This is a genomic window from Selenomonas sp. oral taxon 920 (assembly GCF_001717585.1).
Taxonomy (GTDB): Bacteria; Bacillota; Negativicutes; order Selenomonadales; family Selenomonadaceae; genus Centipeda.
This window is the reverse complement of record NZ_CP017042.1, coordinates 188,541-215,024: the sequence shown is the minus strand read 5'-3', so window position 1 is coordinate 215,024 and position 26,484 is coordinate 188,541. Positions and strand designations below refer to the sequence as shown.

Annotated in this window: 23 protein-coding genes and 1 pseudogene; 16 read left to right on the top strand and 8 right to left on the bottom strand. The window is 59.0% G+C overall.

Translation table 11 applies throughout. The annotated features are described in order from the left end of the window. Nucleotides 1-71: 71 nt before the first annotated feature. Nucleotides 72-911 carry a type I restriction endonuclease subunit R, EcoR124 family gene (locus BCS37_RS00950; RefSeq protein ID WP_237142722.1) on the bottom strand — a complete coding sequence of 280 codons (840 nt, stop codon included), beginning with the start codon at nt 909-911 and terminating at the stop codon, nt 72-74. On the opposite strand from BCS37_RS00950, the gene BCS37_RS00945 reads away from it, so the two are divergent. Beyond that, on the top strand, nt 890-1,195 hold the full coding sequence (locus BCS37_RS00945; RefSeq protein WP_237142721.1) for a Fic family protein: 306 nt from the start codon (nt 890-892) through the stop codon (nt 1,193-1,195). The genes BCS37_RS00950 and BCS37_RS00945 overlap by 22 nt on opposite strands. On the opposite strand, the pseudogene BCS37_RS12180 reads toward BCS37_RS00945, so the two are convergent. The 4 genes and pseudogenes from BCS37_RS12180 to BCS37_RS00925 form a co-directional block, all read right to left on the bottom strand. Further along, nucleotides 1,184-1,331 (bottom strand): annotated as a pseudogene (locus BCS37_RS12180) (secretion protein HlyD); the annotation flags it as partial. The gene BCS37_RS00945 and the pseudogene BCS37_RS12180 overlap by 12 nt on opposite strands. Nucleotides 1,332-1,412: 81 nt before the next feature. Further along, nucleotides 1,413-1,949 (bottom strand): O-acetyl-ADP-ribose deacetylase, encoded by a 537-nt coding sequence (locus BCS37_RS00940; RefSeq protein ID WP_069179720.1) that lies wholly within the window; start codon nt 1,947-1,949, stop codon nt 1,413-1,415. Nucleotides 1,950-2,279: 330 nt separating this feature from the next. Next, nucleotides 2,280-3,818, bottom strand: a complete 1,539-nt coding sequence (locus BCS37_RS00930) for an ABC transporter substrate-binding protein (RefSeq protein WP_069179718.1) — start codon at nt 3,816-3,818, stop codon at nt 2,280-2,282. A gap of 195 nt (nt 3,819-4,013) precedes the next feature. Then, complete coding sequence (locus BCS37_RS00925; RefSeq protein ID WP_237142720.1) at nt 4,014-4,382, bottom strand: hypothetical protein; 369 nt, start codon at nt 4,380-4,382, stop codon at nt 4,014-4,016. 274 nt (nt 4,383-4,656) lie between these two features. On the opposite strand from BCS37_RS00925, the gene BCS37_RS00920 reads away from it, so the two are divergent. The 10 genes from BCS37_RS00920 to BCS37_RS00875 all read left to right on the top strand — a co-directional run bounded on the left by BCS37_RS00920 (nt 4,657) and on the right by BCS37_RS00875 (nt 17,096). Further along, nucleotides 4,657-5,952 (top strand): hypothetical protein, encoded by a 1,296-nt coding sequence (locus tag BCS37_RS00920; RefSeq protein WP_069179717.1) that lies wholly within the window; start codon nt 4,657-4,659, stop codon nt 5,950-5,952. Nucleotides 5,953-6,155: 203 nt separating this feature from the next. Beyond that, nucleotides 6,156-7,172 carry a hypothetical protein gene (locus BCS37_RS00915; RefSeq protein ID WP_069179716.1) on the top strand — a complete coding sequence of 339 codons (1,017 nt, stop codon included), beginning with the start codon at nt 6,156-6,158 and terminating at the stop codon, nt 7,170-7,172. A 252-nt stretch (nt 7,173-7,424) separates the two neighbouring features. Then, nucleotides 7,425-8,462: a hypothetical protein gene (locus BCS37_RS00910; protein ID WP_069179715.1), complete on the top strand. Its 1,038-nt coding sequence runs from the start codon at nt 7,425-7,427 to the stop codon at nt 8,460-8,462. Nucleotides 8,463-8,474: 12 nt separating this feature from the next. Further along, a complete protein-coding gene (locus BCS37_RS00905) occupies nt 8,475-9,521 on the top strand; it encodes a hypothetical protein (protein ID WP_069179714.1) in 1,047 nt (348 codons plus the stop codon). Between the two features lie 387 nt (nt 9,522-9,908). Then, nucleotides 9,909-12,338, top strand: coding sequence for a hypothetical protein (locus BCS37_RS00900; protein WP_069179713.1), 2,430 nt, complete (start codon nt 9,909-9,911; stop codon nt 12,336-12,338). Further along, a complete protein-coding gene (locus tag BCS37_RS00895) occupies nt 12,326-13,717 on the top strand; it encodes a sensor histidine kinase (protein ID WP_069179712.1) in 1,392 nt (463 codons plus the stop codon). The genes BCS37_RS00900 and BCS37_RS00895 overlap by 13 nt, the downstream gene beginning before the upstream one ends. Continuing rightward, the gene (locus BCS37_RS00890; RefSeq protein ID WP_069179711.1) at nt 13,714-14,334 is read left to right on the top strand and encodes a response regulator transcription factor; all 621 of its coding nucleotides are present in this window, start codon (nt 13,714-13,716) and stop codon (nt 14,332-14,334) included. The genes BCS37_RS00895 and BCS37_RS00890 overlap by 4 nt, the downstream gene beginning before the upstream one ends. A gap of 257 nt (nt 14,335-14,591) precedes the next feature. Next, entirely contained in the window at nt 14,592-15,629 is a 1,038-nt protein-coding gene (locus BCS37_RS00885) for a hypothetical protein (protein WP_069179710.1), read from the top strand. A 26-nt stretch (nt 15,630-15,655) separates the two neighbouring features. Then, on the top strand, nt 15,656-16,207 hold the full coding sequence (locus BCS37_RS00880; RefSeq protein WP_069179709.1) for a hypothetical protein: 552 nt from the start codon (nt 15,656-15,658) through the stop codon (nt 16,205-16,207). A gap of 31 nt (nt 16,208-16,238) precedes the next feature. Further along, nucleotides 16,239-17,096, top strand: a complete 858-nt coding sequence (locus BCS37_RS00875; protein WP_069181511.1) for an RsiV family protein — start codon at nt 16,239-16,241, stop codon at nt 17,094-17,096. Nucleotides 17,097-17,160: 64 nt separating this feature from the next. Here BCS37_RS00875 and BCS37_RS00870 read toward each other — a convergent pair whose 3' ends face one another. The 3 genes from BCS37_RS00870 to BCS37_RS00860 all read right to left on the bottom strand — a co-directional run bounded on the left by BCS37_RS00870 (nt 17,161) and on the right by BCS37_RS00860 (nt 19,033). Next, nucleotides 17,161-17,478: a type II toxin-antitoxin system RelE/ParE family toxin gene (locus BCS37_RS00870; protein ID WP_069179708.1), complete on the bottom strand. Its 318-nt coding sequence runs from the start codon at nt 17,476-17,478 to the stop codon at nt 17,161-17,163. Then, nucleotides 17,462-17,776, bottom strand: a complete 315-nt coding sequence (locus tag BCS37_RS00865; RefSeq protein ID WP_069179707.1) for a type II toxin-antitoxin system RelB/DinJ family antitoxin — start codon at nt 17,774-17,776, stop codon at nt 17,462-17,464. The genes BCS37_RS00870 and BCS37_RS00865 overlap by 17 nt, the downstream gene beginning before the upstream one ends. A gap of 66 nt (nt 17,777-17,842) precedes the next feature. Continuing rightward, complete coding sequence (locus BCS37_RS00860; RefSeq protein WP_083205748.1) at nt 17,843-19,033, bottom strand: hypothetical protein; 1,191 nt, start codon at nt 19,031-19,033, stop codon at nt 17,843-17,845. A gap of 213 nt (nt 19,034-19,246) precedes the next feature. On the opposite strand from BCS37_RS00860, the gene BCS37_RS00855 reads away from it, so the two are divergent. From BCS37_RS00855 to BCS37_RS00835, 5 genes are all read left to right on the top strand, one after another. Then, complete coding sequence (locus BCS37_RS00855; RefSeq protein ID WP_069179706.1) at nt 19,247-21,700, top strand: hypothetical protein; 2,454 nt, start codon at nt 19,247-19,249, stop codon at nt 21,698-21,700. Beyond that, a complete protein-coding gene (locus BCS37_RS00850; RefSeq protein WP_069179705.1) occupies nt 21,688-23,076 on the top strand; it encodes a sensor histidine kinase in 1,389 nt (462 codons plus the stop codon). Before BCS37_RS00855 ends, BCS37_RS00850 begins: the two co-directional genes overlap by 13 nt. Then, nucleotides 23,073-23,693, top strand: coding sequence for a response regulator transcription factor (locus BCS37_RS00845; RefSeq protein ID WP_069179704.1), 621 nt, complete (start codon nt 23,073-23,075; stop codon nt 23,691-23,693). Before BCS37_RS00850 ends, BCS37_RS00845 begins: the two co-directional genes overlap by 4 nt. Before the next feature lie 169 nt (nt 23,694-23,862). Then, nucleotides 23,863-25,290 (top strand): SPFH domain-containing protein, encoded by a 1,428-nt coding sequence (locus BCS37_RS00840; protein WP_069179703.1) that lies wholly within the window; start codon nt 23,863-23,865, stop codon nt 25,288-25,290. Nucleotides 25,291-25,356: 66 nt separating this feature from the next. Next, nucleotides 25,357-26,475: a hypothetical protein gene (locus BCS37_RS00835; RefSeq protein WP_069179702.1), complete on the top strand. Its 1,119-nt coding sequence runs from the start codon at nt 25,357-25,359 to the stop codon at nt 26,473-26,475. Nucleotides 26,476-26,484: the final 9 nt, after the last annotated feature.

The following is a 26,484-nucleotide window of genomic DNA, read 5'->3' as shown; positions in this document are numbered from 1 at the left end:
ACACGATTCATCTATATCACGCGTATAAGGTTTCTATATGTTGATCCACATACATGAGTTCCTTCTCATCTCTACTCCCCCACAAGCCCCATAAACTTCTCAAAGAATACCTTCAGCTTCTCAACGACGCTGCGCTTCTTCGCGGCCCGCCCACCACCGAAGCGACGCACGGGTGGGAGGATCGCGTCGATGGCGGTGCCGGTGGTCTTGAGCCGACCGTCGCGGAACGTGCTCGCGACGAATTGCTCCGTCTCGTCGGGTTTCAGGTTCTCCTCCGCCACAATGGAGGCAAGTGCCTTTTCCTTCTCCTCCGTGACGTATCTGCGCCAGTCCTCCATCACCCGAGTATCCGTATTGACGGTCGCAATGAACCCGTCGATCAGCTCCTTCTTGCTGCGCAGCTCGGGACTCGACCCAACGGCACGGTCGATTGCGCCGATGATGCTCGTGTCCGCACCGTTCGCAGCATGATACTTCTCCACGAGCATGAGAATGTAGTCGATGTTAATATCTACCTGCCGAATCAGTTCCAGCTCGAACACGACATCGTCGTTGATATTCTCCTTCTCCGCATTCCCCTGCCCCGTCAATATATGGTGTATATCGAGATAGGCACTCTGGTAGTCCTGCAGATCGCGCGGCGGCAGCAGCGGATCGTCCTCCGCGAAGTCGTCAAACGCCGTGAGGATATTCCTGAGACGCAGGATGTTGCCGAAGATCCGCACAAAATCCTTCTGTGCCGCCTCGCCCATAATCGGCTCACCGACGGTGAACTTCGCACGCAGCTCTGCAATCAGCTCCGCATATCCCTTGTGATGCTGCCCCTTTTCATCGTCATAGCCGTCATAGTAGTCGCGAAACTGTCGCACCAAGAGAAGTGCCTGCTCGGATGAGTGCACTTCTTTCTGCATACGAATCTCTTCATTCGGTCAGCATCCACGATATTATTCGCTTTCATCACGATTTTGAGTGCATCCATCCCTTCCAAGACGGGAACGGCAGAGTAGGACGATTGATTGCACTCAAGGAATGCCTGCGCCACGCCATTGTCCCGTTCATCATCGAGGACGCAAAAAAATCGTTTTATTACAGGGGGCTGTCCGAATGGGAGCGAGAAAAAGGCTATCTGACGGACAGCTGTCTTGACGGGCAGGATACCTTCAAAAAGATGATGGCTATGTTTAGGAAGCACTGATAAATTCAGCACCGCCATCTTGACGTATCTTTTTTGCCCGCACTGTGTCGACAAATCCTCCACATAGCCCTTGCTATGCGTCCGGTTTGTCTCCTTGTTCGGACGAAAAAATCTACGCCAACCTGACGGACTTCATTTTATCAGCGATTCCTTTGACATCCCCGTGGAGTGATCATATTCATTCGTATTCCCTCATCTCATTTCTCACCGCATATTTTTACCGGAGTGCCCTCTGTATGTTCTGATAGACCGCATCATCCTGTGCGCTGAAGCTCACGATGGTCACGCGCATGCCCGCATCGGGGTGCGCGTCAAACCACTCCCAAATTGTCATGAGTGCGATCTCTGCCGCCGCCTCCTTCGGATAGCCGTAGACACCGGTCGAGATGGCAGGGAACGCGATGGTATGCAGCCCGTATGCCCGTGCGAGATCAAGGGAGTTCCAATAGCAGGAACGCAGGAGCTGTGCATCGGATGCACTGCCGCTGTAGACGGGACCGACCGTATGAATCACATAGCGCGCGGGCAGACGATATCCCTTCGTGATCTTTGCCGCGCCCGTTTCGCAGCCGCCAAGCGTACGGCACTCCGCGAGGAGCTCCCTGCCCGCCGCCCGATGAATCGCTCCGTCAACGCCACCGCCGCCGAGGAGGCTCCGATTCGCCGCGTTCACGATGGCATCTGCGGCAAGCGTTGTGATGTCACCCACGAAATAGACAATCTCATTCTTCGATGCGTTCGGCTTCAACATCATCACTCCTATTTGTTTGACATAAAGAAATCACCGATAAATTCAGCACTGCCACCTTGATGCATCTTTTTCCCCCTGTCCTCGTCGACAAACCGGACGCATAGCCCTTGCTATGCGTCCGGTTTGTCTCCTTGCTCGGACGAAAAATCTACGCCAATCTGAGGGTCTGTTTTATCAGTGATTCCTTTACTCCGCTCCGAGACATAGACCTTTTGCTCCAGCTGCAGCTTCTCCATGATTTTCTGCCGGCGTTCTACGCCCAACATGGCAACAGCTCTATTATAAAACTTCTCCCTATGATTCTCTTCCTTAAACATCGCACAGGAGTACGTTCTACTCCACCGTCCACTCGTTGACGTTCCAGAAGAAGCCGACGCCGCTGTAGCCGAGCATGCGGTTCGGGGTGATGCCGTGCACGTGTGCGTTCGTCACGTAGATGAAGTCGATGTAGCAGATGTAGATATAGGGAAGGTCTTTCGTCACTTCTTCCTGAAAGAGACCATAGAGGCGCATCCGCTCGGCGGTGTCGGTTGCGCGGCGGGCGGCAAGCAAGTATTCGTCCACGCGAGGGTTCGAGTAGTGGCCGTCATTCCCCCTCCCATTGGTCGAGAACACCTTATAGGTATGCGCATCCGGATCGATCTCGTTGCCCACGCCGCTGAGGTATGCCATCTGCCCGTCCCAGTCGACCTTTGCGGGGGTCTCCACGGTGCAGTGAATCCCGACCGCGCGCAGCTGCGCTGCCACTACGTTGGCGATATCGATGCGGCTGTACTTGTCATTCTTCACGGTGAGAACAAATCCGACCTCCTCTCCGCCGCGTGTGTAGTAGCCATCGGAGCCCTTCCTGCAGCCCGCCGCCTCGAGAATCTCCTGTGCCTTCGCAGGATTATAGTCATAGTGCTCTACGTTCGGATTGTTGAAAGAACTGCGCTGCAGGGGGCTGTATGCAGGAATCCCATGCCCGAGCAATGCGTCATTTATGACTGCCGCACGATCGACGGCGTAGGCGATGGCAGGCAGCAGGTCGCGGTTGCGCTGCCAGTAGGGATGGGCGCAGTTAATCAGAATCGAGCCGTAGTTCGCGGTCTTCATCGCGTAGCAGCGGTAGCCGTCCCTCCCCTCAAAGGGTGCCGCAGCCCGTGGTGAAAGCCGCGCCAGATCCGCCGACCCGTCGGCAAGCGCCTTTGCCTCGGCGGCATCGTCCGCCACGATCTTGACGACGAAGCGGTCGATCTTCGGTGCGCCGCGATAGTAGTCCTCATTCTTTACGAGAACGATCTCCTTGCCAGCCGCCCAGCTCTCCATACGGAAGGGACCCGTTCCGACGGGGCTGCGGAAAAAGCCCGTCGTTGTGAGATCCTGTCCCGCAAGGAGATGGGCCGGCAGGATCGGCTGCATCATGTAGTCGAGGAATGCCGCATTCGGTGCGGACAAACGTATGCGCACCGTCCGGTCGTCAACCTCCGTGATCTCGCGCACCTCCTCGAAGTTCGGTGCATGGAGGGAGTCGACGAGCGGATTCTTAATCGCCTCGATGGTGAACTTCACATCCGCCGACCGCAGCGGTTTCCCATCATGCCAGTGCACGCCCTCGCGCAGGTGAAATACGTAGGTATAGGTCTCGGGATCGTACTCCACCGACTCGGCGAGTGCGGGGACGATAGCATCGTTCTCGTCGCGGCGCATCAGCCCGTCGAACAGCAGCTGCCCGATCTCGGCGTGCTCATCCACCAGCACATTGATCTCCTCGTAGTCCTTTGTGGCATAGACGAGCTGCGCCCCGTGCGCCTCATCGGCGCGTTCCCCGCTGCAGCCGCCCGCAAGTGCAAGCAGTGCAAACGCCAGGCACAAAAGCAGCAGCTTCTTCATCTCATCCCCCCCTTTATCAAAGCAAAATTATGATTGGTAGAGCTTCGTTATTCCCTTATTGTATTCCTGCTTATTGTCGTGCATTTTTCAAAAATTTTCGCCCCATGCTGCGCCGAATCAAGAAGGGGCTGTACGTCGAAACTTTTCAGCTTCGACGTACAGCCCCACATTACGCTCAAATACTTACTGCTTTACTCACATCTTCTCCCACGCGGTAAACTCGTAGGCACGCGCTCCTCCACCGATGTCCACACCCTGATGGTAGTAGTCGTAGTAGCCATACTCCTCGAGGTAGTCCCGCACGGCATTGTTGCCCGTATAGACTGTGTACCTGCCGCTCGGCAGCGCACTCTTGAACTCGCTGACCGCAGAGGACGGCGAGCTCGGCTCGTACATCTTGATCGAACTGCCGTCCTTGACGAAGATCGCGAACTTGCCCGCCTTCACATGGTTTTGGAAGTCGCTCTGGCTGATCGTTCCGCTCCACATAGCGAATGTCATAGAGGACATTGCCAGCATCAGTGTAAAGACCAGTGCCATCACCTTTGCCGCCCGTTTCATCATACATCATCTCCTTTTTACATCAACACAGACTGCTCGGAAAATGAAACTGCGCAGTTCATTTTTCTTATTATATCCGAGAATGATAGGGAACCGTACTGTTATAAATAACAGGTCGAGCAAAAAAATTTCAAAAATCTTCCAAGAACCTGTTATTTATGACAGGTCACAAGTGATTCTCTTTATGCTAAGATGAAATCAATCGAATTCTCACATTTTTCATCCATATGTGAAAGGATGCATACCAAATTCCTATCATCAAAAGGCAGGTGATCTCATGCCGGAAGAGATTCGGGCGATACAGTGCCGCAGCTGCGGCGGGGCGATGTACTCCGACCAAAAGGCGGCGGCGTATGTCTGTGCCTTCTGCGGCACGTCGGTTCCGTGGACAGACGAGCAGGTCTTTTGGACGTCGCCGATCACGTTCCGTCACAAGCCCGTGCAGATCGTTGACGGGGCGATGAAGCTGGGGCACGTAGAGGTGATGACGGGGGTCGATCCGCACGATGAGCGGGTTCTCAGTCAAAAATACCGTCAAAACAGTGTCGCGGACAAGCTGGCGCTCTGGGACGATACGACGGTGGATGCGTTTGCAGGCGTTACGCAGCTGACGTTTGTCTGTCCCTTCTGCGGCGGGGAGTTCACGGGCGAGTCAACGCAGCACTTCTTTACGTGCAGCTACTGCAGCAACACGTTCGAGGACGAGGAGCTCGTGCGCCCCGGCGGCTATCGGCGGGAGTTCATCATGGGGGTCGGCGCGGAGAACGTGCCGGAGAAGGCGATCCCGTTCTCTGTCACGATGACGCAGGCGCAGAATGCTGCGCGCGTGCTCGCACAGCAGTTCCCGCAGGAGTTTGCAAATCAGGACATCGAGCGGCGCATCCGCACCGAGATGACGGCGGTCTACATCCCGTTCTCGCTCGCCGATCTCAGCGTCAAGATGGTGGTCCACAGCAATCGCGGCAATTTCGAGGCGTACGAGGAGATCGTAAACTGGGCGTGCCCCAACACGACGCTCTATGACATCCACCTGCTCGACCGGCTCGACCCGTGGGATTTCGGTGCAGTCACGCCGTTCGATCCCGCCTTTGCCGAGGGTCGCTTCCGCATCGCGGCGGTGGCAAACAACGCTTCCCGCGCGGATGTGATCGACAATCTCCTCGCGGAGCGGCTCGTCACGGATCTGAAGGACAGCTTCGCACTGACGAAGGCGGAGATCATGCTCTGGGGACGGGATTTCCGCAAGCACAAGAGTGCGACGTTCCTCCTGCCCGTCTACTATCTGGATCGGCGCGCGGAGGATGGCGAAAAGGCGCGGCAGATGCGCATCGCGGTGAACGGGCAGACGGGTAAGGCCGCCGCACTCTTCTATCAGTATGGCAAGGAGGAGCGCTACGTCACGCGCGCGCCCGCGCATCCGCGGCCGATGTCGACGGAGCACACCGTCCGCACGCCGCCCGCTGCGGTCAAACGCGTCGGTTCACCGTTTCTGCACCGCGCCCTGCCGCTCGATCAGGTGCTGCAGAAATCGTTCGGACAAAAGCTGCGCGGACTGTTCGGATTCGGCTCTTGATACACTAAGATCCGCGCGGCATGTGCGGATGATACCGTCATAAATGATAGGTTGGAAAACACTTTTCAAATTTTTTGAAAACCTGTCACAAATGACAGGTCACAAGTCATCATTTCTATGTTAAGATAGAATCAACCAAATTATCGTACTTTTCACATCATGATGAAGGAGGAGTTTACATAAAGAAATGGAAATCGTTCATCATGGCGGCAGCCGTCGCCATCTTTACGGGCGCCGTCTTCACGGGCTGCGGCAGCGGTGACGGCGGCGTCATATGCACCGGCAACGAAGTGTCGGCGGACAACGGCCCTGCTGCACCGAAGGAGGCCGTCGCCTGGCTCAAGTTCGCCGACAGAGAGGTTCCCCTCTACGAATACACGGGCGCGGTCATCCCTGCGCTCGAGGGAAAGAATACCAATCTCGCCGTGACGAAGGATGCCATCTACGGCATTCGCAGCGACGCCGAGGAGAAAAACTACCGCCTCCAAAAGCTGACGCTAAAGGACGGTGCGATTGCCTCAGTGGAGGATCTCGGCATCGTTCTCAACGAGCCGATCTCCTCGGACGGCAAGAACATCTACTATCTGACCCGGGAGGATGAGCTTGCCTGTTACAACGGCAAGGCAGCGACGCTGACCCCCACGCCGGGCATCGGCGTCGTCCGTGCCATATACGGAGGCAAGAACGCCTACACGAGCGGGAGTTTCGTGTCGGATGCCGACGTTATGTTCGGCGCAACATCCAAGGATGGCATAAAGGATGCAAAAACGGTTCTCTCCAAGGACGTATTTGACAAGCTCGCCCGTGCGAAAGACGCGACGCACGAGGCAAACGCATTCCTGATCGGGGCGGATGCGGACGGCTTCTACGTCTCCTCCCTTGCAACGTACGGCAGCACGGACAAGGAGTGGACCAAACCGCTCCACACATACGCCCCGGACGGCAAAATACTCCACACGTTCGAGTGCAACGAGAATATCCCGAGCAGTGCGCAAAAGCGCACGACGTGGGAACGCTCCGTCGTCGTGACAAAGGACTATGTCGTGTTCTACAGCGACGGCTATCTGCGCGCATTCAACAAAAAGACCGGTGCGTACGTCGGCGACATTGAGCTGGGACGCGACAGCAGGAAACTCTCCCCCACAGGGGTCACGACAGATGACGAGAATCATATCTACTTCATCGACGACAATTCGCATATCTACCGCATTGATCTCTAAGAATATGCGCACAGCATCCCTGCGTTCCCGACCGCTCATAAACATGCCGGCATTTTTCCGTGCCGAGAAGGAATCATTGCGCGAAGTAAATGCGCAAAATGGAAAACTTTTCAAAAATTTCAAGAATCAATCATTTGTTGCTATACATTTTAGTTTGTTTTATGCTAAAATAAATTAAAGTGATTTAGGGGCACTGATAAGCATCTGCATTTTATCAGTGATTCCTTAGAAGCATCAAAGGAGGAATCCGAAATGAAGAAGTGGAAATCTCTGCTCGCGGCGGCTGCGACCGCCGCCTTCCTCGGCTCTGTCCTCGCCGGCTGCGGCAGTGACGGCACAGGCAGCGGCATCGGCATTGGCGGCGGCGGAAAAGACACCGCACTCTCCGCGCCGAAGGAAGCCATCGGACAGGTCAAATTCAACGGTAAGGACGTACCGGTCTACGAGTACAAGGGCGAGGGTCTCCCCGACATGGTGCACACAACGACCAATCTCACCGTGACGAAGGATGCCATCTATGCGGGCAAATTCGACGCCTCGGGCGATAAGAAGCAGCATCTGGTGAAGCTGAGCGTGAAGGACGGCGCCATCACCTCCGTCGAGGATCTCGGCATCCTCACGGCGCAGCCGATCACAACGGACGGGACAAATGTCTACTACCAGCTCGGCGAGCAGATCTGCGCCTATGACGGCGCGGCCGTGACGAAGAGCAAGCGCGGCGAGACGGACATCATGCGCGCAGTGCGCGGCACATCGAACATCTACACGAGCGGCGATCCCTTGAAGTCGCAGGACATCGAGATGGGCACGATCTCCAAGGAGGGGATCAAAGACCTGAAGTCCGTCCTCCCGAAGGCGGAGTTTGCAGCCCTCAACGAGAACAAGAAGGAAAATGAGGAGAATCAGGCATTCCTCCTCTGGGCGGATGCAGACGGCTTCTACATCTCCACCATCGCCACCAACGGCGGCCCGCCGAACAAGCGGACGTACCCCCTCCATATGTACGGCCCGGACGGCAAGAAGATCCGCACCTTCACCATCAACGACGGCCTTCCGGACAAGAAAAAGACCGACTCGAACGCGCGTCAGGTCATCCCAACGAAGGACTATATCGTCTTCTACAACGGCAAATTTCTGCGCGTCTTTAACAAGAAGGACGGCGCATTCATCGACGAGGTCGAGCTGAGTTTCGATGGCAAGATCCACCCGCCCAAGCAGATCACGACAGACGGCGAGAACCGCGTCTACATCCTCGACCAAGATTCGCGCATCTTCCGCATTGATCTGTAGGAGGAGCCCGACATGAAACAATGGAAAACGCTCTGCGCGGCGGCAGCCGTCCTCACGTGCGCCGTCATGGCAGGCTGCGGCGGCGGTGACACCGCAAAAGGCGGCTCTCCTGCCCCCGTCGATCTCAGTCTTTCATTGCCGAAAGAGCCCGTCACCCAGGTAAAATTCGGCGACAAGACGCTCCCGCTCTACGAATACGAGAACGCCGACTACGACCTCGACTATTTCGACTTCAACAAGAGCGATCCCGTCGTGACGAAGGATGGCATCTATGGCATCATCTACGACCACGACGACAAGAAGACGCATCTCTGCCAGCTCCCCGTCACAGACGGCGCAATCACGGACATCGTGGATCTCGGCGTCGTGCTGAACCGGCCGATCACCTCGGACGGAACGAACGTCTATTACATCCCGAAGGAGGGCGAGCTCGCCGTCTATGACGGCAAGACCACAACCACGATCCCCCTGCAGGGCAAGGAGACGTGGCGCGCCGTCTTCGGCGGGAAGGACGCCTATGCGGGCGAAGAGCAGGTCAACGAAAAGGGCGTCACCCACGGCACGATCGCCAAAGATGGACTGAAGGATGCCAAGACCATCCCCGTCCCCGCACGCCCGAAGCCCGAGGGCTACTCCATGGTGCGCGGCGCAGAGCTGCTCTATGCGGACGCAGACGGATTCTACACCGACGAGGCATACGGGAATTCGCTGCAGAACGACGAGCAGCACCCGTGGGTCATCCCCGTCTACCAATACAGCCCCGACGGCAAGGAACTCCGCCGCTTCGAGCTGAATGAGAACATCCCGCAGGGCACAAAGCGGTACGCTGCGCATGCACGCTGCGCCGTCGCAACGAAGGACTACATCGTCTTCCGCGCAGCGGACGATCCCATCCTGCGCGTCTTCAGCAAGAAGGACGGCGCGTATGTCAGCGACATTGAGATCACGGACGGCGAGCGCACACTGCGGCCCAAGGGCATCTTCACCGACAATATGAACCACGTCTACTTCCACACGCAGGACGGCGGAACACAGCGCATCTTCCGCATTGATCTGTAAGAACAATGCAAAGAGGCCGGCCATCTGCCGCATCGCCCCCTGACACACGCTCATCCCATCGGAAAAAGCAGGTCTGTGAAGCAAAACGCTTCGCAGACCTGCTTGTATTTTTTTGCCGCTGTTCCGAAAACGCATCGCCGGCTCGGAAAGACTGCTGATTTGCTTCCTCAGGCGAGCAAGCTGTGCATACGCACTTTCCGGCGCATGCAGCAGCACCGAGAAATTTCACGCTGTCCCGGAACAAACAAGGTCACAAGAAAGCATAAATAATTGCTCATAATTTATTCCGGTTTTTTAGATAATGGGACTTTTCGCGCAAGGAATTTCATGCAGATCAAACGAAATAGTATAAAATCAGTTGGAGTATAGGCAAGGGGGAGGGCGGCGATGAGACGACGGCGGCAGAATATGTTCCTGTTCTCTCTCTGCTGCGCCGCATGCGCCCTCGTTCTCCTCGCATCCATGCGCACGGCGGATGCGCTGTCGCTCGTCTATGCGCACAACTTCGGCACGGCCTATGCCGACGCCCTGCGCCGCGCCTCTTCGGAGCCCCTCGATACGCAGGGCGTCTCGACGAATCTCTTGGAGATCTTTCAGGATCACCGCGTCGATGCCGCCGAACTCTATGATTTTCAAGCGGAGCAGTTTGTCCGCGGCTCGACAGAACAGCTCTATTGGTATCCGCACTTTTCCGCCGTGGTCGTCCTCGCCGTGGCGGAGGACTGCCCTGTCCCCGTGGAGGGTTGGAGCGATCTGCAGGAGAATGTCACCGTGGTTCTTCCCGATTCCTGCCCCGATCGGGAGATTTTCTTTTTGGCGCTGGCACGCGGACTGTCCGCAGACGCGAACCTCGACGAGGCGTTCGCTCTGCTCACGCAGCTGAAGGAAGAGGATCGGCTGCGCATCTGCAACAGCCGACGCGGCAATCAATACCGCCTGGCGGAGAAGGACGGCGGCGGGGATGTCTATGTGCTCTTTGCGCACGAAGCGGAGCAGCTCATTCAGTACGGCGCCCCGCTGCGCATCTGTATGCCGAAGGAAGGAACGCTCTCCTTTACCAAGGGACTGCTCGCGCGAAAGCCCATCTCCTTTGCCAATACCCTGCGGCGCGATCTGCGCGCAGCGGGCTATCCGATCGCGCCTCCGGCGGGGGCTGCGCAGATCCACGACGCCGATGCACTCTACCGGGAACTTACGGAGGCGAATGCGCGCTATCGGCAGATAATTTGGGGACATTCTGTGTTCACGCCGATCGAAACGCATGAGCGCCTGGTCATTCTCGTCACAATCCTTGTCGTCACGGTTCTCTGGGGTGCAAGCCTGCGCGCACGCGTCCTCCATCACGGTACGCGGCGCGCCGTCCTTCTGCTGATTGCGATGCTGCTCCTCTGGGAGCTGACCTGCATTGCAAAACTCCTTTCCATCTCGGTCGATATCTCCCTGCAGCACTTTCTGTCGTACCTCTACTATGTGTTCCGCGCGGGGCTCTCGGTTGCGCTCCTCTGGATCGCCTGGGCATCGGATGAGTATGTGTTCAACAAAAAAATGCCGCGCTGGCTGCGCGCGGTTCTCGGGCTGAACCTCCTGCTGGCCGCCCTGATTCTCTGCAACGATCTGCACTACCAGTTCTTCACATTCATCTGGAATGCCGCCACCATGACGCTGGAAGAGCATCTCGCGTGGGGCGCCTATGACTATTGGCTCCTCTGGTTCTGCGAGATCCTCGCGGCGCTCCTTCTCCTCCTTGAAAAGGCAAAGCGGCAGCGCGTGCTGCGCCCTGCGATGGCGCTTCCCTTCCTGTTCTTTTCCCTCTTCGTCGTCTACTCCGTCGACCTCCACTACGATCCTCGCTTTGCATGGCTGGAACTCACAGTGGTAACGGCGCTCTTCTTCCTGCTCCTCCTCGAGCTCTGTCTGCGCACGGGACTCATGCCGTCCAACCGCTTTCACGAGGCGTTTTTCTCGCATTCGCACCTGCGCATGCAGCTCGTCGATACGGAGGGGCATACGGTCTTTTCCGCCGCCGCAGCAGAACAGGGCGCGTCAAACGACATCCGCACATCGCGCATGAACATTCACGGCGGCGCCATCATCTGGCACGAGGATCTCAGTCTCCTGCACGAACGTCAGCGTCAGCTCGCACTCCTGCAGGACGCGCAGGAGCGCTCCCATACCCTCCTGCGCAGAGAGCGCCGCATCCGGGGGCAGCATCTCGCGCTCACGCTCAAAAAGCAGCTCTCCGAGGAGCTCGAGGCCATCCTCGACAGCAAGCGCCCGCTCCTGCGCAGCTTTCGCGAGCAGCTGATGGCGAGCACGGATAAGGCGGAGCTCACATGTCTCATCCGCCGGCTCAACCTGCTCTCCTCCTACCTCAAGAAGCGCTGCGTGCTCTTTCTCAAAGGGCAGGAGGACGGACAGATCCGTGCGGACGAGCTGTCGATGGCGGTCTCGGAGACCTGCGCCTATCTGCGCCCCCTTGGTCTGCACGTCGCCGTGGAGTGGCGGCTGACGCGCGCCATTGCGGCAGAGGCGGCGCTCGCCCTCTTCGACCTCTTTGCCGAGCTTCTCTCGCGCGCGGCAGAGGAGGGCGCGGCAGATGTACTCTGCCGTTTTGAAGAAAACGAAATGCCGGAGGCGATCTGCATGCTGACGTGCGCGGACTGGATCCGTCCGTGGATCAGCGAATGGCAGCGGCGGCACGATCTCCCGATCGAGATCAGCGATCTCGGCTACGCGCTTTCCGTCCGCGCGCAGGGCGTCAGCGCCGCTGTCCGCACACCGGTGCACGGGGAGGAGGCAGGGGCATGGAGAGTCTGACCTCATACGGCTACAGCGCGCACATCACCTTTATCTTCCTCTCCGCGCTCGTCCTCATCACCGAGAGTATCGCGCTCTTTTGGGGAGCGACGTTTCTCGGTCGGCAGCGTTTCGAGCGCGTCCTGCCGGAGGCTGCCGCGCTCGGCATACTGCTCTCCGTCACACTGGTCTTCGGCGGCAGCTGGAGCCTGTTCGTCAGCGGCCTGATGCCATACGGCTGGATGACGCTCGAACGCTGTGCCACAGGCGGCTTCGCCATCGTCATGGGATTCTGCTTGTGTCGGCGCAGGCCGTGGCTAGGTGTACCGCTCGCCGCAGCGGGTCTGCTCTCACTCCCGCTTTTTGACCGTCTCCTGCCGTGGAGCGCACTCTTCGTCCTCATCCTCCTCGCGGCGCGGCTCGTGATCCTTGCCTGTGCTGCATCTACGATGCTGGAAAGAGAGGTCACCATCGCCTCCATCCGCGAGGGACTCGATCTCCTGCCCGAGGGCATTCTCTTTGCACGCGAAAACGGCGCAGCCGTGCTCGTGAACATCCAGATGCTGGCCTTCATGGAGCGGCTGCTCGGTCAGCAGTTCCGCAGCGCCGCGATCTTCTGGCAGGCGCTGATCGACTTCGACCACCCAACCCTCGCAGAAAAAGAAGTGCGGGACGATGCCATCCTCTTTCGATTTTCGGGCGGAGACTCCTGGCTCGTGCAGCGCATACGGCTGATGAACGGACTCAGCGGCTGGCAGCTCACGGCCTCCTGCGTGACGGAACTCGACGCCGTGACGCGGGAACTCGAGGCGAAAAACGCACGCCTCTCCGCCATGATCAGCGCACAGAAAGATCTGCTCGACACGCTCGAGGAGACGGAGCGCCACCGCACCCTGCAGGAGATCACCTCGCGCGTGCACGACGTTCTCGGACAGCGCATCAGTATGCTGCAGCAGCTCCTTGCGAGTCCCGCGCCCAAGGATGCGCTTGATACCATCGTTCGCATCGACAGCCTGCTCGAAGCGGTTCCCCTCACGCAGGAAGCCCATCCCGCAACCCTGCTCGCCGATATGACCGACACCTACCGCAGCCTCGGCGTGCGGCTCACGCTTTCGGGTACTCTGCCGCGCAATATGCGGCGTGCACGTGCCTTTGCCGCCATCATCCGCGAGGCACTCAGCAACGCGGTCTGTCATGGGCGTGCGAACGAGATCGTCATCGCCCTCTCGGAGCGCCGCCTGCACATCCGCGACAACGGCATCGGCTGCACCGGGAAGCTGCGCCCCGGCGGCGGACTCACGGGCATGATGCGCCGCGTGAACGCACTCGGCGGGCGCCTGATCATCACACCGGCACCGCATTTTGAACTTGACGCACAGATAGGGGAGAAACAAGGATGATTAAAGTTCTTCTCGTAGACGATCAAAAAATACTCCTCGAGGGACTGGCGAAGATCCTCGCGCCTCTGCCCGACATCGAAGTCATCGGCACCTGTACGCTCTCAGAGCTTGCGGAGGAGGCATGTCTGCGGCTGCGTCCCAATCTCGTCCTCATGGACATCTGTATGGAGGGGCGCACGAGCGGCATACAGATCTGCGAACGCCTGAAGGCCACCTTCCCCTCCCTGCGCATTATTCTCATGACGGGGATGCAGGAGATCGCCTTCCTCGACTGGGCGAAGGAGGCGGGCGCGAACAGCTTCATCCACAAGGAATCCTCGGGCGAGGCATTCGCCTCCTGTATCCGCGCTACGATGGAAGGCGCACAAATCTATCCGGATATCTGCGGCACCCCCTCCTTTGGATGCACGGACGCCCAGCTGACGAGCCGCGAGCTCGAGATCCTGCAGCGCATCTGCCGCAACATGAGCTATGAGGAAATCGCCGAGGATCTCGGCATCAAGAAGCGCACGGTGAGCTTTCACATCAGCAATATGCTCGTCAAGACCGGCCACAAGAACGTCATCGGCCTTGCGGTGGAAGCAACGGAAAAGGGCTATACGAGCATCCACAGCTAAGAAATCACGGATCATTTCAGCACCATCGCCTTTGTGCATCTTATTGCCCGTTCATATCGGCACAATGAACCACACGGTACATTGTGCCACTTTTTTTGCCGGTCTCTCATTTATGACAGTACATTTACGCTGCGCTTCTTTTGCAAAGTTTTTTCAAAAACCTGTCATTTATGACAGGTCACAAGCTTTTATCTTTATGCTAAGATAAAAGCAATCAGATTCTCATAAGCGCAAACAAAGACAAAGGAGGAAGGATCATGAAGAAATGGAAATCCATCCTCGCGGCAGCAGCAGCGCTCGTCTGTGCGGGCGCCCTCTTTGCAGGCTGCGGCGACGGATCCGGCGGTGGAGTCATGGGCAGCAAAGGATCGGCGGACAACGGACCCGCCGCTCCGAAGGAAGCCGCCGCGAAGTTCAAACTCGGCGACAAGGACGTGCCGCTCTACGAGTACACAGGCGCAGAGCTGCCGAAGTTCATCTCCGGCACCACCCTCGCCGTGACGAAGGATGCGATCTACGGCATCGCCTATGGGGCGGACAAGAAGCCGCATCTGCAAAAATTCGCGCTGAAGGACGGCGCGATCACCGGCGTCGAGGATCTCGGCACAGCCGAGGACATGCCCGTCTCCTCGGACGGCACGAACATCTACTACATCCTCGACGGCAAGGGGACAGTCGGCTGCTATGACGGTACGACGGCGACGAGCTTCACCGTACCGAACAGCAGCGACGTCCGCCGCGTCTATGCCATCTACGGCGGCAAGGATGCCTACATCAGCAGATCGTTCGCCTCGAGCGATATCCTGTTCGGCGCAATCTCCAAGGAGGGCGTAAAGGACCCGAAAATCGCGCTTTCCGAGAAGGTCTATAAAGAGCTCGGAAAAGACTCGAAATCCCCGGACTATGAGACGAACGCCGCGCTCGTCGCTGCGGATGCGGACGGCTTCTACATCACGACGCTCGCCACGCACGGCGGCAAGGATAACTGGACGGAGCCGCTCCACATGCACGCACCCGACGGCAAGCTCGTCCGCACCTTCGAGGTGAATACGGACATCCCTGCGGATGCGCAGAAACGCAAGGTCGCTGAGCGCCAGTCGATTGCAACGAAGGACTACGTCGTCTTCTTCGCCAACGGCTTCCTGCGCGTCTTCAACAAGAAGGACGGCAAGTATGTCGGCGACATTGAGCTGCAGCTGAACGGCAAGAGCCTCTCGCCCGGCAACGTGACGACGGACGACGCGAACCGCCTCTACTTCACCGCCTTCGAGCACATCTACCGCATCGACCTGTAAAGAATACTATACGGAGGTGATCCCCCATGAGGATCCGATCATTCCTCTGCGCCGTCCTCGTTGCCCTCATCCTCCTCCCCGCATCCCTCTCTTCAGCAGAGATCACGGATGAGGACATGGCGCTCGGCGGCATCCGCATCGGCATGACACGCGCCGAGGTAGAGGAACTCTACGGCAGCGGCATGGCTATTGCAGACGGCGTGGAGGAACAAGACGGCATAATAACGGCATCCAACCAGGTTCGTGACTACGGCCATACACTCACCGTGAGCTATCGCCAAGCCGCCGATGATGATGCCCGCGTCACGAGCGTAATGCTCGGTGTCAACGATGTAAACGAGTACAACATGCGCCCGACCGAGGAGGCACAGCGCTTCGAGACCCCGCGCGGCATCCATCTGGACAGCACGGCGGAGGATCTTGAGGAGGCATACGGCTACATTCCGAAGCCGAAATGCAGCCACAACGCCCCGCCCGTCTGCGGCTACTTCTACGAGGGCGACACGGCAAAACTCGCCTTCTACATCTGCGCCGAGCACAGCCCCGGCATCCGCTCCATCTGGCTGCACGAGAAGTAAAGGAAGCACACCTATGAAGGGAGGAACAACCATGCATACCAAAACGTTTTTATCCGCTCTCCTGTCTGCCCTCCTTCTCTGTGCGCCTCTCTCGGCGGCAGAAGGTGTCCTGAATGACCGAACGGAGAAGCACACGCGGCCGCCGCAGTCCCTAGCGGACGTGCAGGACAGGGCGGCGCGGGACTGGTCACGCTCCGTAGAACCCCCTGTCTCGTGGCTCACTGTCGAGGATCATGTCCTGACGGTCTACGACACAAACGAGGTCAAAGCTTACCGCGCCGTCTATCCCGAGATTGCGCTCGTGGATGATGACAGCTCACCGCTGGCAAAGGTATTTAGAGAGTGGTCTGCGGAGCAGAGCATGAGCGCATGGCACAGCTCGATCCGTACCGCCAGCGAGGAAGCACGCAGGGACGGGTACGAGCTCCCCTTCTATTACAGCGACATCACGCCGATCTCGCGGTGGGGACGGGTGGATGAGCAGCTCGTCTCGTTCTTTATGGAGGGGTCATCCTATGCGGGCGGCGCACATCCCATCGCCCATGTCGATGCGTATACCTTTGATCGGAAAACGGGGCGGCAAATTGCACTCGATGAGATTGTCACGAACCGAACGCTCCTGATCGCCGCCATCGAGGCGGCATTCCAAACGCAGTATCCCGCAGCAGTGGAGCGGGATTTCCCGCACGGTGTCATGGAGGCGCTGCTCATGCAGCATCCGTCAGAGAAGGGGCTTTCGTCATTCTGCTGGTACATGGCAGCGGACGGGAGTCTCGTGATCTACTACCCGGACTCCGTGCTCGCCTCCTACGCAGCGGGTGCATTCACCCTCACGATTGCACGACAGGATGCACCGCGCCTCTTTACTGCGGCGTATCCGATGGAATAGTGGCTGAACACAGGAACAGGTGTGCAAAGCAAATACTGCATTGCACACCTGTTCCTGTGTTTTTCTATTCCATAAATGCACGATCAATATCTCGTCCGCCATAGATGACACGAAGGATGGCAACGGTTTCCTGCCCTGTGTCTGCCGTGTAGAACACCTCGAAATGATCCACCGGCATAATGCGGACTTGTGGGTATCCCGCAAAGTTTTTCGGATATGCGCGAAATCGCATCGGCAGTTCTGCGAGACTGCCGATCTGTTTCCCAAGCCGCGCAAGCTGTGCATATGCATTCTCCGGTGCCCGCAAAACATCCGAAATATATCGAAAGAGATTTCTAAGGTCTGCCGCCGCCTGAGATGAAACATCAACCCGATACTGCATGATGTCCCTCCATAATCTCCGCAAAAACTTCCTCCGCCGGACGGACTCTGCCCGCCGCAAGGTCTTCCAGCCCCTTTTCCAGTTCGCGTTCGAGTTCTGCCTCACTGAGATCGGCACGATGAAGCGGACGTGTCGCCTCCGATTCCTTCACGCTGAACGGCAGCCCGCGATGAATGAGGCACTGGCGCAGGAATACGTTGACGGCGGTGGAGAGATCGAGCCCGAGGTTCTGGAAGAGTGCCATCGACTGCGCCTTGACGTCGGCATCAATGCGGATCTGTGCGGATACGGTTGCCATAGGATCACCTCCCTCTTTTTGTTATATATCTATTATATCATTTTTGCAGTACAACGTAAACAAAAATCAAAAATACGCCGTGAGGCTCATCCCGAGCACTCTCTGCCGTGCACCGCTAAAGGTGCGTCCCATGAAAAGTGGCGTCGCGGGACGTGCGGGGCGCAGGTCGAAGCCCTCAACGGCAAGCGTGACGCCGCGCACGAGGACGATGTCGGCACGCGCCCCCCAGCCGCGGAATCCCGCACGTCCGAAGAAGGTCGGATCGCCGTCCATCGCGTGGTGAAGATAGGTCGCACGCGGCTGATGGTAGTAGGCAATCCATGCGCCGTAGTCGCCCGCCTTCTCCACATCGGGCGAGGGGCGCAGACGGAGCGTCGCCACATACCCGTGTCCCTCGTCGTCATAGCGGTCGAGATCGGTCTCTGCGCGCCCGTGCAGGTACTCGACCTCGAGGCTGCGGTATCGGTCAAACCGATAACCTGCGAAGAGTTCGAGGATGCGCTGACGATCGATCCCGTTGTGGAGGGCAAGCGGGTCTTTCATCGCCCGCGCCCGCGTGACGGCGGGCAGCTCCGTCTCCATATCGTAGTAGAACGCACCGCCCTTCCACTTCGTCCAGTTCCGCTCATAGCCGAGGATGACGCCGCGTTTCCGCTTGTCTCCTGTCGGCGCGACGGTGCGCCCGCAGAAGATGGAGGTCATCCCGACGCTCTTGTCGCCGTACCGCCAGCGTACCCCCTCGACGCGCTTGTCGAAGACGTTGCCCTCGATCGGGGTGAAGATGAATCTGCCCGCGCGGATCTTCGCGCCATGTCCGTTCTCGTGTTCGGCGTAGAGGCGCGAGAGGTAGAGATGCCGGTCATTCCGGTGTGCGCCCGCGATCGTGTCCTTGTCGTAGCGGATGTCCTCGAGCATCCCGCCGACACTCCATCCGCCGCCAAGGTGAACCGTCGGGGCAATGCGGAAGCGGCGCGTGGAGAGGAATACGTCACGTTTCTGGCGCACGGACGGCATCTCCATGTGCGCCTTGCCGTAGAGCCAGCGGTAGTCGCCCCAAACATCGAGACGCGGCACCTTTTGTGTGCGGTCGGCGGGTGCAGCGGCTGCACTATCCTGTGCGTCGGCCTCCTCCGCTGCGCGGCGATCTGCATCCTCCGCGTGCACGACAGGCGCTTCTGCGGCAGCAGGCATCGCCGCAGCGCAGGAGAGCGGCACACAGAGGAACGCGAGGGGCAGAACCTGATGAATGTGTCGCATGGGCATCCTCCATTCGAAACAGCATGACACATTTCGTCGCAAATTTATGCTATTCTAGCATGAAAACACGGATTTCACAACAAACCATAAAATTTTATTCATAATTTACATATATTTTTTACATGTTAGGACTTTTTTCACAAGGATTTTTGTTGATAACAGGCGAAATATATATGATTCAATACACAGGAATCGTGCAAGGGAGGTGGGGGAATGGGCAGACTGCAGCGTCTCCCTCTGCTCCTCGCCCTCCTGCCCGCACTGCTCTGCACACTCCTCCTGTATGCCGCCCATGCGGATGCACTCTCGCTCGCCTACGACCGCAACTACGGTGCGGCATATGTGACCATCCTGCAGAGCACCGCCGATGTGCCGATCGAGGCGCAGGGGTATGCGCGAAGGCAGCTTGAGCTGTTTCAGGATCGCCGCGTGGACGCGGCCGAGGTCTATGATTTTCAGGCAGAACAGTTCCTGCGCGGTGCGGCAGAGGAGCTTTACTGGTACCCGCATTACACAGCAACGGTGGTGCTCGCCGTACGCACGGATCCCCATGTTCCCGTGCACGGATGGGCGGATCTCAGGGAGGGCGTTACGATCGCCATGCCCGAGCAGTCGCCGGAGCGTGAGATCTTCTTTCTGGCACTGACGCAGGGGATCTCCGGCGACCGCGATACGGCGTTTGCACACCTCGCACAGATGAAGGCGGAGGGGCGGCTGCGCTTTTACGCGATGCACCGCGGAACGTGGGGCATTCTTGCCAATGCGGGTGCAAGCGATGTCTACGTCCTCTTTGCCCATGAGGCGGAACGCCTTATTCGGCGCGGCGCACGGCTGCGGATCGTCGTGCCCGCCGAGGGGACGATCACACTGACAAAGGGCGTGCTCTCACGTGCCCCCATCACATTCTCAGAGGCGCTCCCAAAGGAGCTGGATGCCGCAGGTTATCCGCCGCTCTCCCCGTCTGCCGCAGCTGTCCACGCAATGCCGCCTGATTTCCCGCACGTCCTCCGCACGGTGAACACGCGCTATCACGCACAGATCATGGAGCGGCCGGTGTTCATGCCTGCAGAGGCGCACGAGAGATTTATGGTTCTCGTGCTGATGCTGCCGCTCACGGTCATCTGGGGCGCGTACATTTACCGCCGTGTGCTCCATCACGGGGCGCGCCGCGCCGTTGTCCTCCTCGTCGCCATGCTGCTCCTCTGGGAGCTGACGCGTATGGCGAAGATCCTCACGTTCGTACACGACAGCACATTGGAGCACACGCTCTGGTACCTCTTCTACATGTTCCGTGCGGGGCTCTCGGTCGCACTCCTCTGGATCGCGTGGAGCGCGGACGAGGACCCGATCAACCGCAGGATGCCGCCGTGGCTGAAGGCGGTGTTCGGACTCAATCTCCTGCTCGCCGCACTCATCCTCTGCAACGACTTCCACCAGCAGTTCTTCGCGTTCACATGGGACAACATTCTGCAGGAGTGGCAGGTGGCTCTTGCATGGGGCGCATATGTCTACTGGACGCTCTGGTTCGGCGAGGTCCTCGCGGCGCTCCTTCTCCTCCTCGAAAAGGCAAAACAGCAGCAGGTGCTGCGCCCCATGATGATGCTCCCATTTGTCTTCTTCGTGCTCTTTATCGCGTACTCCATCGCCTATCAGTATGTGGCGTGGGTGCGGTGGCCGGAGCTGACGGCATTGACGACACTCTTCTTCCTCGCACTCCTTGAGATCTGTATGCACACGGGGCTCATGCCGTCGAACCGCCTGCACGAGGCATTCTTTACGCACGCACGGCTCGCGATGCGGCTTGTGAATGCGGAGGGGACTCCCGTCTTTTCCTCGGCGCTGCAGTGGGATGAATCCGGACGCGATACACGCACCTCGCGCATGGAGATCCACGGCGGTGCTCTCCTCTGGCAGGAGGATCTGCGGCTCCTGCATGAGCGGCAGCGGCAGCTCGCCCTCGCGTGCGATGCACTGGAGCGTTCCCATTCCCTCCTGCGTGCAGAGCACACGATCCGCAGAAAGCTGCTCACCCTGACGCTCCGGCGAAAGCTCTCCGAGGAACTGGAGGCAATCCTTGCCGCCAAACGTCCGCTTCTGCGCCGCTTTCGCGAGGAGCTGATGGAAACGCAGGACGAGGAGAAGATCGTGCGTCTCATCCGACGGCTCAATCTGCTCTCCTCCTATCTGAAGAAGCGCTGCGTACTCTTCCTCAAGGGGCAGGAGGACGGTACGGTCCGCACCGACGAGCTCGCGATGGCAGTCTCGGAGACCTGCACCTACCTGCGTCCCCTCGGACTGCGCGTCGGTGTGGAGTGGACGCAGACGGAGCTGCTGTACACGGAGACGGGGCTCGCACTCTTCGACGCGTTCGCGGAGTTCCTGACACGCGCGGCCGCTGCGGGGATGGAGCGCATCTTCTGCCGCTTCACGGACGACACGCTGACCTTCCTGCTGGAAGGCGCCGACTGGATCGCGCCGTGGGCTGCGGCATGGCAGGAGGAACATGGTACAGCCGTCACCACAGAGGATCGCGGCTATGCGCGCACGCTGACCATCCATCCCACCGCTGCGGCGGGGAAGAGAACCGGCGGCAAAGCCGCATACACTGCAGAGGATGCCCGCAGTACACAGGACGAGGGTCGGAGGGATGCGCCATGGAACGGCTGACCACGTACAGCTATGGGGAGATTCTCATCCTTGTACTGCTTGCGAGCCTTGTCCTCATCGCCCAGAGTGCCGCGCTCTGTTGGGCGCTCGCCCATCTCCCGCGCCGCCGGATCCGCTGCCTGCTGCCGGAGGCGGCGGCACTCTCCGTCGTTCTCCTCACAACGCTGCTGCTCGGCGGTGCATGGAAGCTCTTCTTTGCAGAGCTGCCGCCGATTGGCTGGCTCGCAGCGGAGCGGTGGACAGCGGGGCTCCTCTCCCTCGTCGTCGGGCTCACTGCCTGCGAACGCAGACTGCTTCCTGCGCTCCTGCTCGCATTTGCGGGTCTCTGCTCGCTGCCGATGATGGACGACTTCCTCCCGATGAGTGCCGCACTCGTCCTTCTGCTGCTCGGCGTACGGCTCGTACTGCTTGCTGCACGTGCACGTGCACGCAGGACACGGGAGGTGACGGTTTCCTCCATCCGTGCAGGACTCGACCTCCTGCCCGAGGGAATTCTCTTTGCCCGTGAGGATCACGCTGCGGTACTCGTCAACATCACCATGCTGCGCTTCATGGAGCGCCTCTTCGGGCGGCAGTATCGGAATGCAGCGGTGTTCTGGCAGGACCTCACGGCGTTTGACGCGCCCGCTGTCGCAGAGAAACGGCAGCGCGAGGGTACCGTGCTCCTGCGCTTTGCCGCAGGCGATGTGTGGCTCGTGCAGCGCGTGCAGCTGCTGGGTGCGCTCCCCGGCTGGCAGCTGACAGCCTCCTGCGTTACGGAGCTGGACGCCGTCACGCAGGAACTCAGAGAGAAGAATGAGGAGCTCAGCACTACGCTCAGCGCCCAGAAGGAGCTCCTTCAAAACCTCGAGCGTACGGAGCGCAGCCGAACGCTGCAGGAGATCACCTCACGCGTGCACGATATCCTCGGGCAGCGGATCAGTATGCTCCAGCAGCTGCTTGCAAGCTCTGCACCAAAGGATGCGCTCCGTACGATTGTCCGCATCGACAGCCTCTTGGAGTCCGTTCCGCTCGCGCAGGAGCCCCATCCCGCAACCCTGCTTGCCGATATGACGGACACCTACCGACGGCTCGGCATACGGCTCACGGTCACAGGCAGCCTGCCGCACAATCTGCGGCGCGCACGTGCCTTTGCCGCCATTACGCGCGAGGCGCTCAGCAACGCGGTCTGCCACGGGCGTGCGAATGCGGTCACGATCACGCTCGGCGAGCGGCGGCTGCACATCCGTGACAACGGCATCGGCTGCACAGAGCTGCATCCAGGCGGCGGACTGTCGGGGATGATGCACCGTGTGAACGAGCTTGGCGGACGGCTCATCATTACCCATACACCACATTTTGAAATTGATGCACGGATAGGGGAGAACACAGGATGATCAAAATTCTGCTCGTGGACGATCAAAAAATTCTGCTCGAAGGACTGGAGCAGATCTTCACCCCCCTCGACGACATGGAGGTGGTCGGCAGCCTCCTCCTCTCAGAGCTCGTGGAGGAGGCGTGCGCACGCCTTGCACCCGATCTCGTCCTCATGGACATCTGCATGGAGGGGCGCACGAGCGGCATACAGATCTGCGCGCGTCTCAAAGCACGGTTCCCAGAGCTGCGCGTGGTCCTCATGACAGGCATGCAGGAGATCGCCTTTCTCGCGCGGGCAAAGACAGCGGGCGCGGACAGCTTCATCTACAAGGAGGCCTCGGGCGAGGAGTTCGCTGCCTGCATCCGCGCGACGATGGAGGGCGCGCACATCTATCCCGACGTGTGTGCCGACTCCACCTTCGGCGGTACTAAGGCACCGCTGACGAACCGCGAGCTCGACATCCTCCGCTGCATCTGCCGCAATATGTCCTACGACGAAATCGCCGCTGCGCTCGGAATCACCAAGCGAACGGTCAACTTCCACGTCGGCAACATGCTCGTCAAGACGGGCTACAAGAGCATCGTCGGGCTCGCCGTCGAGGCAACGGAGAAGGGCTATACGGACAGTGCCCAATAGAGGTGCCGCACGAAGGTGTTTCAGGCTTCGTGCGGCACCTTTCTTGTTGCTTTTTTCAAAATTTTTCGTCCGACCTGTTATTTATGACAGTACGCTTTTTCTCATGATATGTTACAATAGAGAAGAACTTTCAGAACACTCTTGTTTATTCTGCAGAGGAGGAATAATTATGGGTCTCATCCAAGCAGCAGTCGGCTCTGTGGGCGGCGTTCTTGCCGATCAGTGGAAAGAATACTTCTACTGCGACAGCCTCGACAAGGACTCCCTCGTCGCAAAGGGACAGAAGCGCGTCAGCGGCCGCAGCTCGAACACGAGCGCAACGGACAACATCATCTCGAACGGCTCCGTCATCGCCGTCAACGAAGGACAGTGCATGATCATTGTCGAGCAGGGTAAGGTCGTCGAGATCTGTGCCGAGCCTGGCGCATTCACGTACGACAGCTCCACCGAGCCGACGGTCTTTGGCGGTGATCTCGCGAACGACCTCGTGTCCGTGTTCAAGAATATCGGAAAGCGTTTCACGTTCGGCGGCGACGCACCGAAGGATCAGCGCATCTACTATTTCAATACGAAAGAAATCATGGGCAACAAGTACGGGACGGCGCAGTCCATCCAGTTTGAGACCATGATCGGCCAGTACATGCTGAACGTCAACATCCGCTGCTTCGGCGAGTACAGCTACCGCATCACGAATCCGATCCTCTTCTACACGAACGTCTGCGGCAACGTCGAGGGCGTGTATGAGCGCAGCGAGATCGACTCACAGCTCAAGAGCGAACTGCTGACCGCGCTGCAGCCGACGTTCGGGCGGATCGCAGCGAAGGGCATCCGCTATACGCAGCTCATCAACTACACGAAGGACATCCGGAACGAGCTGTCCGAGGAACTGTCCGACGAGTGGGGCAAACGGCGCGGCATTGAGATCGTCTCCTTCGGTGTGTCGAGCGTCAAGGCGGACGAAGAGGACGAGAAGCGCATCAAGGAGATCCAGGACAGCGCCATCATGAGCGATCCGAATCTGCGCGCCGGTCGTCTCGCGGGCGCGACGGCCGATGCCATGCGCACCGCCGCCGGAAACGAGGCGGGCATGGGCGGCGCGTTCGGCTTCATGGGCATGGGCATGGCAGGCAACGCAGGTGCCAGTGCGATGGGCGCATTCGGGCCGCAGGGCGGAGCCGCCCCGCAGGGCAACCCGCTCGCAGGAGGCCTCGCTGTGGGCGGCATGGCAGCGGGCGGCGCGGCAGCCGGTTGGGCGTGCCCCTGCGGACATACGGACAACACGGGCAAGTTCTGCGCTGAGTGCGGCAAACCGCAGCCCGCCCCCGTGAATACATGGAACTGCCCCTGCGGGCATACGGGCAATACAGGGAAATTCTGCGCCGAGTGCGGTAAACCGCAGCCCTCTGCCGAAGGGTGGAGCTGCTCCTGCGGCACGATCAATCAGGGTAAATTCTGCGCAAACTGCGGCAAACCGAAACCTGCGGGCGCGCCTCTCTACATCTGCGACAAATGCGGCTGGAAGCCCGACGACCCCGCGCATCCGCCGAAGTTCTGCCCGCAGTGCGGCGATGTCTTTGACGAGAACGATAAACAGTGATTACGCAGCCAAGCGTTCGCGCAGGACGCACACCACCGTGTTATCATCATAAAAGAGGTGACTGATATGGCAGACACAAGCGTAAGCTACAAATGCCCCAACTGTGGCGCCCCCCTCTCCTTTCTCCCGGGGCACGACCACGTAACCTGCGAGTACTGCAACACCGAGTTCGACGTTGCAACCGTCGAAAATCTCTTTCAAAAAGCGCAGGAAAAGGCGGCCCTCGCCGCCGAGGCAAAGGAGTCAAAGTGGAAAACCGACGGTGCAGGCAGCGAATGGGATGCCGCCGAAGCAGAAGCCATGAAGATCCAGACCTGCTCCTCCTGCGGCGCGGAGCTCGTCTCCGACGGCAACACGATGGCGACTGAGTGCGCCTACTGCGGCAGTCCGAACATGATCCCCAGCCAGTTCGGAGGAATGCTGCGTCCCGACTACGTCATTCCGTTCAAAAAGACGAAGCAGGACGCCATCGCCGCCCTCAAAGAGTTTTACAGCGAGGGCCTCAGGAAATACATCCTCCCGACCGCATTTACCTCCGAGAACCGCATCAAGGAAATCCAGTCCATGTACGTCCCCTTCTGGCTGTTCGACTCAAAGGTACGCGCGAGCGCGACCTTCCGCGCGGAGAACGACAGCGTGCACGAGACCTCGGACGAGATCATCACCGAGACCAGTCACTACAGCTGCGAGCGCAGCGGTTCCATGGCGTTTGAGCGCATCCCCGTCGACGGCAGCGAGCGCATGGACGACAGCTACATGGAGAGCATCGAGCCGTTCGACTACAGCGAGCTCGTCCCCTTCTCCGCCGCCTACTTCACGGGGCACATCGCGGACAAATACGACGTGGATGCCGAGGCGAGTGTCCCGCGTGCCGACAAACGCGTCAATGAGAGCGCGATCGGCGTTCTTGAGAGCACCGTCAAGGGCTACGATCGCTGCTCCCTCGACGGCGAGGCAAGCGTCATCAAGGAGGACGGCACCGTCAGCTACGCGATGGCACCCGTCTGGATTCTCACGACGAAATATCACGAGAAGCCCTACACCTTTATGATGAACGGACAGACCGGCAAGGTCGTCGGCTCCGTCCCCATCGACCGTGCGAAGGTGCTCCTCTGCTCCATCATCCCTGCACTCGTGAGCATTCCCGTCTTCTACTACCTCGCGAAGTTCGTTCTGTCGGATTAAGGAGGCGCA

Bases quoted from the DNA above. Each gene is read 5' to 3' on its own strand.
- BCS37_RS00870 (WP_069179708.1), bottom strand. From the start codon at position 17,478: ATGCAGTATCGGGTTGATGTTTCATCTCAGGCGGCGGCAGACCTTAGA.
- BCS37_RS00860 (WP_083205748.1), bottom strand. From the start codon at position 19,033: ATGCGACACATTCATCAGGTTCTGCCCCTCGCGTTCCTCTGTGTGCCG.
- BCS37_RS00835 (WP_069179702.1), top strand. From the start codon at position 25,357: ATGGCAGACACAAGCGTAAGCTACAAATGCCCCAACTGTGGCGCCCCC.
- BCS37_RS00920 (WP_069179717.1), top strand. From the start codon at position 4,657: ATGCCGGAAGAGATTCGGGCGATACAGTGCCGCAGCTGCGGCGGGGCG.
- BCS37_RS00930 (WP_069179718.1), bottom strand. From the start codon at position 3,818: ATGAAGAAGCTGCTGCTTTTGTGCCTGGCGTTTGCACTGCTTGCACTT.
- BCS37_RS00900 (WP_069179713.1), top strand. From the start codon at position 9,909: ATGAGACGACGGCGGCAGAATATGTTCCTGTTCTCTCTCTGCTGCGCC.
- BCS37_RS00940 (WP_069179720.1), bottom strand. From the start codon at position 1,949: ATGATGTTGAAGCCGAACGCATCGAAGAATGAGATTGTCTATTTCGTG.
- BCS37_RS00880 (WP_069179709.1), top strand. From the start codon at position 15,656: ATGAGGATCCGATCATTCCTCTGCGCCGTCCTCGTTGCCCTCATCCTC.
- BCS37_RS00865 (WP_069179707.1), bottom strand. From the start codon at position 17,776: ATGGCAACCGTATCCGCACAGATCCGCATTGATGCCGACGTCAAGGCG.
- BCS37_RS00905 (WP_069179714.1), top strand. From the start codon at position 8,475: ATGAAACAATGGAAAACGCTCTGCGCGGCGGCAGCCGTCCTCACGTGC.
- BCS37_RS00840 (WP_069179703.1), top strand. From the start codon at position 23,863: ATGGGTCTCATCCAAGCAGCAGTCGGCTCTGTGGGCGGCGTTCTTGCC.
- BCS37_RS00855 (WP_069179706.1), top strand. From the start codon at position 19,247: ATGGGCAGACTGCAGCGTCTCCCTCTGCTCCTCGCCCTCCTGCCCGCA.
- BCS37_RS00910 (WP_069179715.1), top strand. From the start codon at position 7,425: ATGAAGAAGTGGAAATCTCTGCTCGCGGCGGCTGCGACCGCCGCCTTC.
- BCS37_RS00895 (WP_069179712.1), top strand. From the start codon at position 12,326: ATGGAGAGTCTGACCTCATACGGCTACAGCGCGCACATCACCTTTATC.
- BCS37_RS00950 (WP_237142722.1), bottom strand. From the start codon at position 911: ATGCAGAAAGAAGTGCACTCATCCGAGCAGGCACTTCTCTTGGTGCGA.
- BCS37_RS00885 (WP_069179710.1), top strand. From the start codon at position 14,592: ATGAAGAAATGGAAATCCATCCTCGCGGCAGCAGCAGCGCTCGTCTGT.
- BCS37_RS00845 (WP_069179704.1), top strand. From the start codon at position 23,073: ATGATCAAAATTCTGCTCGTGGACGATCAAAAAATTCTGCTCGAAGGA.
- BCS37_RS00850 (WP_069179705.1), top strand. From the start codon at position 21,688: ATGGAACGGCTGACCACGTACAGCTATGGGGAGATTCTCATCCTTGTA.
- BCS37_RS00925 (WP_237142720.1), bottom strand. From the start codon at position 4,382: ATGATGAAACGGGCGGCAAAGGTGATGGCACTGGTCTTTACACTGATG.
- BCS37_RS00890 (WP_069179711.1), top strand. From the start codon at position 13,714: ATGATTAAAGTTCTTCTCGTAGACGATCAAAAAATACTCCTCGAGGGA.
- BCS37_RS00945 (WP_237142721.1), top strand. From the start codon at position 890: ATGAGTGCACTTCTTTCTGCATACGAATCTCTTCATTCGGTCAGCATC.
- BCS37_RS00915 (WP_069179716.1), top strand. From the start codon at position 6,156: ATGGCGGCAGCCGTCGCCATCTTTACGGGCGCCGTCTTCACGGGCTGC.
- BCS37_RS00875 (WP_069181511.1), top strand. From the start codon at position 16,239: ATGCATACCAAAACGTTTTTATCCGCTCTCCTGTCTGCCCTCCTTCTC.